Here is a 7,341-nt window from a genome sequence, read left to right on the forward strand (position 1 = left end):
CCGCCGCCGCCCCCGAGAGCCCGCGCCCCCCGTGACGAGCCCCCGGCCCCCTACCCGGCCCCCCGGCCGCCGGCCGGGGACGCCGCTTCTCCTTGCCCTCTGACATTTTCGATTTGGATCTAGACGCGGTTGCGGCGGCACTACACTGTCGATACTCACCAGGGGTATGGGCACTTGGTCCAAATGCGGCCACCGGGCCCCCGTAGCAACCAAAACACCTTTGAACTGCGATACAAAAGGCGGTGGCGGAGGGATTTGAACCCTCGGACGGTGTTAGCCGTCACACGCTTTCGAGGCGTGCTCCTTAGGCCGCTCGGACACGCCACCGTCGAGCAGCTTACCGAACGGGTGGCCGGTCACCCCAATCGCTGGCGGGCGAAGAACTCCTCCAGCGGTACGGCGCAGTCCGCGGCGAGCACACCGCCGCGCACCTGCGGACGATGGTTGAGCCGGCGGTCGCGGACCACGTCCCACAGCGACCCGACCGCCCCCGTCTTGGGTTCCCAGGCGCCGAACACCAGGCGAGCGACCCGCGCCAGCACCAGGGCACCCGCGCACATGGTGCACGGCTCCACGGTGACCGCCAGCGTTGTCCCCTCCAACCGCCAGCCGTCACCGAGCACCGCCGCCGCCGCGCGCAAGGCGAGGATCTCCGCGTGCGCGGTCGGATCACCCAGCGCCTCACGGGCATTCACCGCGCGGGACAGTTCTGTTCCGTCGGCGCCGACGACGACCGCTCCGATCGGCACGTCACGCGGTCCCGCCGTCGTTGCGGCCGCCAATGCGGCCCGGATCAGCTGTTCGTCAGTACTCACCGACGCGGTCAGCGGTCACCGGCCGAGGCGGTCGATCACCGCCGACAACTGCTCGGCGAAGCCCATCTCCCGGGCGATGCGCCCGAGCTGCTCGTCGGCGTAGAGGTCGGTCTCGTCCAGGATGACTCCGAGCACCGCCTCGGGCAGGCCGATATCGGCCAGCAGGCCCAGGTCGCCCTCCTCGAACGGCTCGGCATCCTCGAGGTCGTCGGGATCTATCTCGGCGTCCAGGCTGTCCAATGCCTCGGCGGCGATGTCGTAGTCCAGCGCCGCCGTCGCGTCCGAGAGCAACAGCCGCGTCCCCGAGGGTGCGGGGCGCACGATGATGAAGAACTCGTCGTCGATGTCGAGCAGCCCGAACACCGCTCCGGAACTGCGCAGTTCCCGCAGCTCCGTCTCGGCGGCGGTCAGGCTGGTCAGCGCTTTCCGACCCATCGCCGCGCAGCGCCATTTGCCCTCTTCACGCACGACGGCAACACCGAAACCGTCCGGCGCGTCGGCGGACGGGCCCGGCGCGGAGGCCCGTTGTGCTCCCATGGCCGCTTACGCTAGTCGCTGACCAGGCCCGTGACCAGACGGCCCCGCTGCGACACCGGTGGCCGGCATCACCTGGAACCAGGCACCGACCGGACAAGTGTGCCAACCTTGGGACTGTGCAGACGACACCGGTGTGTGTGCTCGGGCTGGGGCTGATCGGCGGCTCGATCATGCGAGCCACGGCAGCGGCCGGCCGCGAGGTTTTCGGCTATAACCGGTCGGTAGAGGGAGCCCACGGCGCCCGGGCCGCAGGATTCGACGCCAGCACCGATCTTTCCGCGACGCTGACGCGGGCCGCGGACATCGAAGCGTTGATCGTGCTGGCGGTTCCGATGCCGGCATTGCCCAACATGCTCGCCCATATCCGTGAGTCGGCCCCCAACTGTCCGTTGACCGACGTCACCAGCGTCAAATGCGCGGTGCTCGACGAGGTCGCCGCCGCCGGTCTGCAGGCCCGCTTTGTCGGCGGTCACCCGATGACGGGCACCGCCCACTCGGGCTGGGCGGCCGGCCACGGGGGGCTGTTCACCCGAGCCCCCTGGGTGATCGCCGTGGACGACCATGTCGATCCTCAGGTGTGGTCGATGGTGATGACGCTGGCGCTGGACTGCGGGGCTGTGGTGGTCCCGGCCAAGTCCGACGAGCACGATGCCGCCGCGGCCGCCATCTCCCACTTGCCGCATCTGCTTGCCGAGGCGCTGGCGATCACCGCCGCCGAGGTGCCGTTGGCGTTCGCGCTGGCCGCGGGGTCGTTCCGGGACGCCACCCGAGTCGCCGGCACCGCCCCGGACCTGGTGCGCGCGATGTGTGAAGCCAACACCGGCCAGTTGGTGCCGGTCACCGACCGGGTCATCGAGTTGCTGGGCCGCGCCCGCGATTCGCTGGCCGGCCACGGCTCGGTGGCCGATTTGGTCGACGCCGGCCACGCCGCACGTACCCGCTACGAGAGCTTCCCGCGCTCCGACATCATCACGGTGATGATCGGCGCCGAGAGATGGCGCGAGCAACTGGCCGCCGCGGGCCGGGCCGGCGGGGTGATCAGATCCGCTCTGCCAATCCTGGATAGTCCACGATGAATCCCTCGGCGTCGACGGTCACGGTGGTGTCGGCGACCGGTGATCGGAGCTTGATCGCATCCAGCCGTCCCTCGCTGGTGTAGCTGACGGTGGCCGCATCGACGGTCATCTCGGGGACATTGACATAGACCATCGGCAAGGCCAGTGACTCGGCCTTCTCGTGGATCGCGAGGCGCCGGATCGGCAAGGCATTGAAGAACGGACTGAATACCAAGTCGACGTCGAGCGCACCGTTGTACGCCGCGCGCCGCTCGCCCTGGTGGTCGGTGACCAGCCACATGTTCTCCTCGTCGCGGGCGATAGCAAGCTGTCGTTCCCGCTCGGCCAGCGTGACGGTCAGGCCGAACCGCTTGGTGGCGCCGGACTCGTCGGTCTGCAAGTCGTAGTAGGCACCGAAGGCCGGATTTGTTGCGGTGGCCGCCGCCACGATGCGGCCGTTGGCCCTGATTCGCTTGCCGGACACCTGGATTCGTACCGATTCCATGCGGGAGACGTCCTGGGCGCGCCAAGTCAACATCGCCGACCAGACGCGCCGGGCCGGATCCGAGGGAGCGGAGTTCACACCCCTACCGTAGGACGTGTCCGTCGGCCGTGGCCAAATTAGAGCTAACTGTGACGTCAATTTCGCGATTTGGCCGGCTTGCGGGCTTTCTCAGGCGGCCGGTGCCCGGCGCCGACGCCCATACCGCCAACGCCAGCACCGCGTCCAGGACCAACGCCAGCGCAGCCACCATCACCGCACCGACCAGGGCGATGTGGAATTGGCGTTCTTTGATCCCGTCGATCAGGTAGCGGCCCAGCCCGCCCAGACTGGCGTAGGCGGCCACCGTCGCGGTGGCAACCACCTGCAGCGTCGCGCTGCGCAGCCCGCCGAGCAGCAGCGGCATCGCGTTGGGCAGTTCGACCCGCAGCAGCACCCGCGATTCCGTCATCCCCATCGCCCGGGCGGCATCGACGACCAGCGGGTCCACTCCCGCGATGCCTGCATACGTGCCGGCCAAGAGCGACGGAATGCCCAGCAGCATCAGCGCCCCGATCGGCGGACCGATTCCCAACCCGAAAACCAGCACGCCCAGCAACAGCACACCCAGCGTCGGCAGCGCTCGCAGCCCGTTGACCACGGCGACCACCAGCACCTGGCCGCGGCCGGTGTGCCCGATGACCATTCCGATCGGGACGGCGATCAGCACCGCGGCGGCCACGGCCAGCGCGGTGTATTCCAGATGCTCCACCGTGCGGGCGGCCAGCCCCGCGGGTCCGGTCCAGTTAGCTGCCGTGGAGAAGTAAGACCAGGTTTGCTCGAGGAAGTTCGTCGCTTTCATCGGCTACCGCCGACGATGGTGGATCTGATCCGGCGACGGCTAGCCGACGCACGCTCCCACGGTGTGGCCAGCCGGCCGGCCAGGCTCAGCAGCATGTCGATGACGACGGCCAGGGTGAACATCGCGATGATGCCGGCCACGATCTGGTCGCTTTTGTCGGTCTGGTATCCCGCCGTGAACCAGGTGCCCAGGCCGCCGATGCCAATCACCGAGCCCACCGAAACCATCGCGATATTGGTCACGACGACCACCCGCAGCCCGGCTACCAGTACCGGGATCGACAGCGGCAGTTCGACTTTGATCATCCGACGGATCGGTGAGTAGCCGACAGCGACGGCCGCGTCCCGCACCGGTGCCGGTACCGCATCCAGCGCCTCGAGCACGGCCCGCACCAACAGCGCCGTCGTATAGGCGGTCAGCGCGACGATGACGTTGGCCTCGTCGAGGATGCGCGTCTTGATGATCAGCGGCAACACCACGAACAGCGCCAGCGACGGGATGGTGAACACGATGCTGGCCGTCGCCGTGGTCAATCGCCGCAGCACCGACGCGTGCTGCACCGCCAAGCCCAGCGGCACCGCGATCGCCATCCCGATCAGCACCGGAATCAGCGACAGCCGCAGATGGATCACGGTCAGCACCCAGGCGGTGTCGAGGTGGGTCAGCAGATAACGCACGCCTCAGCCCTGCCGTCGACGCGTCACCGCGGCCAGCACATCGTCGGCCAGTACCGCGCCGATCACCTTGCCGCCGCCGTCGACGGCGACACCCATCGACGAGGGCGACGACAGCGCCGCGTCCAGCGCCTGGCTGAGGTTGCCGTTGGGGCGGAACACCGAGCCGACGACGGTCACGGTGTCCGCCAACGCGGCGCCGTTTCGGTGGCGGCGCAGGCCGTTGGCGTCGATCCAGCCCATCGGCGCGTGGCCGTCGTCGACCACCAGCAACCAGCCATCCGGGAGTGGCTTGTCGTGCAGGGAGTTTGCGGGCACGCAGCTGATGTCGTGCAACGGAAGGCCGGCGCCGTCGATGAGCTGCAGCAACCGATAGCCGCGGCCCAGCCCGATGAATTTCGACACAAAATCGTTGGCCGGTCGCGAAAGTAGCTCAGCCGGCTCGTCGCATTGCTGTAGCCTGCCGCCGGGCGCGAACACCGCCACCACGTCGCCGAGTTTGAACGCCTCGTCGATGTCGTGCGTGACGAAGACCACGGTTTTGTGCAATTCGCTTTGCAGACGCAGAATTTCATTCTGCAGGTCGTGGCGGACCACGGGGTCGATGGCCGAGAACGGCTCGTCCATCAACAGGATCGGCGGGTCGGCCGCGAGCGCGCGAGCCACTCCGACGCGCTGTTGCTCGCCGCCGGAGAGTTGCGCCGGGTAACGCGTGGCGACCTTGGGACTCAGCCCGACCCGCTCGAGCACCTGATAGGCGGCTTTGCGGGCGGCCCGGCGCGACTGTCCTTTGAGCACGGGCACCGTCGCGACGTTGTCGATCACCCGTTGGTGCGGCATCAATCCCGCGCTCTGGATGACGTAGCCGATGCCGAGCCGCAATCGCACCGGGTTGACGCCTGCCACGTCGGTGCCGTTGACGGTGACGGGGCCCGAGGTCGGCTCGACCATCCGGTTGATCATCCGCAGCGCGGTGGTCTTGCCGCACCCGGACGGGCCGACGAACACGGTAAGCCTGCCCGGAGGGACTTCGAGACTCAACCGGTCCAGGGCGGTGGTGCCGTCGGCGTATACCTTGGCGACGTTGTCGAAACCGATCATGGCTGGATAGGGTGGTCGAAGCCGTTGTCGCGCAACCATTTCCGCGCCGCCTGGTCGGGATCTACGCCGTCGTTGCCCGACACCGCGGCATTGAGTTCGGCCATGCCTTCGGTCGTCAGCTTCGCTGAGACCGCGTCCAGGACATCCTTGAGGCGATCGGACTTCTTCTGCGAATTGACCAGCGGCACAATGTTGCCGGCCAGAAAGTTGTGTTCCGGGTCCGCCAAGACCACCAGGTTGTTCTGCCGGATCGCCGGCGAAGTGCTGAAGATGTTGGCTGCGTTGACGGTTCCGTCGACCAGCGCGCGCACGGTCACCGCGCCGCCGCCGTCGTTGATGGTCGTGAAATTGGCTGGCGCGATGTCGAGTCTGTACTTCTGGCGCAGGCCGGGCAGCCCGGCCGGCCGGGTCTGGAATACCGACGGCGCCGCGAACTTCACCTCGGCAGAATGTGCGGCGAGGTCGGCGATGGTCGTCAGATTCCAGTTGGTGGCGGTCGCCTTGGTGACGGTGACGGTGTCGGTATCGGAGGCCGGTGACGGCGTCAGGATCGACAGGTCGCCGGGCAACCGCTTGTAAAGCTCCAATTCGACCGCATCCAGCATGGTCACCGTGGAGTCTGGCTGAAAGTACAGCAGCAGGTTGCCGATGTACTCCGGCACCAGATCGATGGAATGGTCTTTGAGCGCCGGTATGTAGGTCTCACGGCTACCGATACCCAGCCGCCGCCCGACGTCGAAACCGTTGGCCTGCAACGCCTGCGCATAGATTTCCGCGACGATCTCCGATTCCGGGAAGTCGCCGGAGCCGACGACGATCGACTTGATGGTGCCATTTGACGACCCGAACGGGTCGGCGTTGCCGCACGCCGCCACCGGGCATGCCGTCACCACGCAGACCGCCGCGGCAAGTGTCGCGCGACGCGCGCGCCGCAGCATCCTCATGCCGGTGACACTATCTTGAGGACGATCGGGGCGCCGCAATCCCGCCTCATGCCCGTTTCCCGCGTAGCTTGGTTTCATTCCGAGCGGGATGGGAAGAAGATGACAGTATGACCAGCAACCCCTCAGGCCCGCGTGAACAGCCACCCTCGGCTCCCAGACCTCGTGTGACCGCCAAGGACCCGGCGTCCACACTGACCCGGGCCGGCGCCCTGTGGTCGTCGTTGATCGCCGGGTTTTTGATCCTGATCCTGTTGCTGGTCTTCATCGCGCAGAACACCGCCTCCACCCCATTCACCTTTTTGGGCTGGCACTGGAGCCTTCCGCTGGGAGTGGCCATCCTGCTGGCCGCCGTCGGGGGTGGGTTGCTGACGGTGGCGGTCGGCACCGCGCGGATCATTCAGCTGCGCCGGGTCGCCAAGAAATCCCACACGCAGGCATTGCGCTCCGCCAGCCCGCCGCCTCGTTGACCATGCGGGCTGGGACCTACTTTTCTGGCTACGGCGATCCGTTGCGCCCAGCTGTGCCGCCAGCCTGGCCGGCGCTGCCGCCTTTGCCGCCGCTTCCGCCGTTGACGCCGTTGCCGCCATTGCCGCCGTCGCCGTATATCGACGCTTGGTAGGTGCCGTTGAGGACCGCCCCGGCATTTCCGCCGTCACCGCCGCTGGCAGCCCCGACGCCGGAACCCGCGTCGCCGCCATTCCCGCCCGAGCCGATGAGCCCGAGTCCGCCGCCCCCGGTGCCACCGTCGCCACCGGTCCCGGTGGGAGCTATACCGCCGTGTCCGCCGACACCGCCCAGGCCGAGCCCCAACCCGCGGGCGACACCGCCATTGCCACCGTTTCCGCCGGTCCCGCCGGTCCCAATTGCGGCCC

Annotated in this window: 9 protein-coding genes, 1 tRNA gene and 1 pseudogene; 2 read left to right on the plus strand and 9 right to left on the minus strand. The window is 68.0% G+C overall.

All coding sequences use genetic code 11. From position 1 onward, the window contains the following. Positions 1–240: 240 nt before the first annotated feature. The 3 genes from BST40_RS26780 to BST40_RS26790 form a co-directional block, all read right to left on the minus strand. Positions 241–327 (minus strand) — tRNA-Ser (locus BST40_RS26780). 29 nt (positions 328–356) lie between these two features. Further along, positions 357–815 (minus strand): nucleoside deaminase, encoded by a 459-nt coding sequence (locus BST40_RS26785; RefSeq protein ID WP_075549413.1) that lies wholly within the window; start codon positions 813–815, stop codon positions 357–359. 15 nt (positions 816–830) lie between these two features. Then, entirely contained in the window at positions 831–1,352 is a 522-nt protein-coding gene (locus BST40_RS26790; protein ID WP_075549414.1) for a tRNA adenosine deaminase-associated protein, read from the minus strand. A gap of 131 nt (positions 1,353–1,483) precedes the next feature. Here BST40_RS26790 and BST40_RS26795 point away from each other — a divergent pair, with 131 nt between their 5' ends. Then, on the plus strand, positions 1,484–2,428 hold the full coding sequence (locus BST40_RS26795) for a prephenate dehydrogenase (protein WP_075549424.1): 945 nt from the start codon (positions 1,484–1,486) through the stop codon (positions 2,426–2,428). On the opposite strand, the gene BST40_RS26800 is transcribed toward BST40_RS26795, so the two are convergent. The 5 genes from BST40_RS26800 to BST40_RS26820 are packed head-to-tail and all read right to left on the minus strand — an operon-like array spanning position 2,391 to position 6,469. Further along, positions 2,391–2,990, minus strand: a complete 600-nt coding sequence (locus tag BST40_RS26800; protein ID WP_063472828.1) for a putative glycolipid-binding domain-containing protein — start codon at positions 2,988–2,990, stop codon at positions 2,391–2,393. The two genes, BST40_RS26795 and BST40_RS26800, sit on opposite strands and share 38 nt — an antisense overlap. A gap of 4 nt (positions 2,991–2,994) precedes the next feature. Then, positions 2,995–3,750, minus strand: coding sequence for an ABC transporter permease (locus tag BST40_RS26805; RefSeq protein WP_075549415.1), 756 nt, complete (start codon positions 3,748–3,750; stop codon positions 2,995–2,997). Beyond that, entirely contained in the window at positions 3,747–4,427 is a 681-nt protein-coding gene (locus tag BST40_RS26810) for an ABC transporter permease (RefSeq protein ID WP_075549416.1), read from the minus strand. The genes BST40_RS26805 and BST40_RS26810 overlap by 4 nt, the downstream gene beginning before the upstream one ends. A gap of 3 nt (positions 4,428–4,430) precedes the next feature. After that, positions 4,431–5,525, minus strand: a complete 1,095-nt coding sequence (locus BST40_RS26815; protein WP_083156321.1) for an ABC transporter ATP-binding protein — start codon at positions 5,523–5,525, stop codon at positions 4,431–4,433. Next, the gene (locus tag BST40_RS26820; RefSeq protein ID WP_075549418.1) at positions 5,522–6,469 is read right to left on the minus strand and encodes an ABC transporter substrate-binding protein; all 948 of its coding nucleotides are present in this window, start codon (positions 6,467–6,469) and stop codon (positions 5,522–5,524) included. Before BST40_RS26820 ends, BST40_RS26815 begins: the two co-directional genes overlap by 4 nt. Before the next feature lie 107 nt (positions 6,470–6,576). Here BST40_RS26820 and BST40_RS26825 point away from each other — a divergent pair, with 107 nt between their 5' ends. Next, a complete protein-coding gene (locus tag BST40_RS26825) occupies positions 6,577–6,936 on the plus strand; it encodes a LapA family protein (RefSeq protein ID WP_075549419.1) in 360 nt (119 codons plus the stop codon). Positions 6,937–6,964: 28 nt separating this feature from the next. Here BST40_RS26825 and BST40_RS32665 read toward each other — a convergent pair. Beyond that, positions 6,965–7,341, minus strand: a pseudogene (locus tag BST40_RS32665) (hypothetical protein); the annotation flags it as partial.

Origin of the sequence: Mycobacterium persicum, from assembly GCF_002086675.1 — a bacterium.
GTDB lineage: Bacteria > Actinomycetota > Actinomycetes > Mycobacteriales > Mycobacteriaceae > Mycobacterium > Mycobacterium persicum.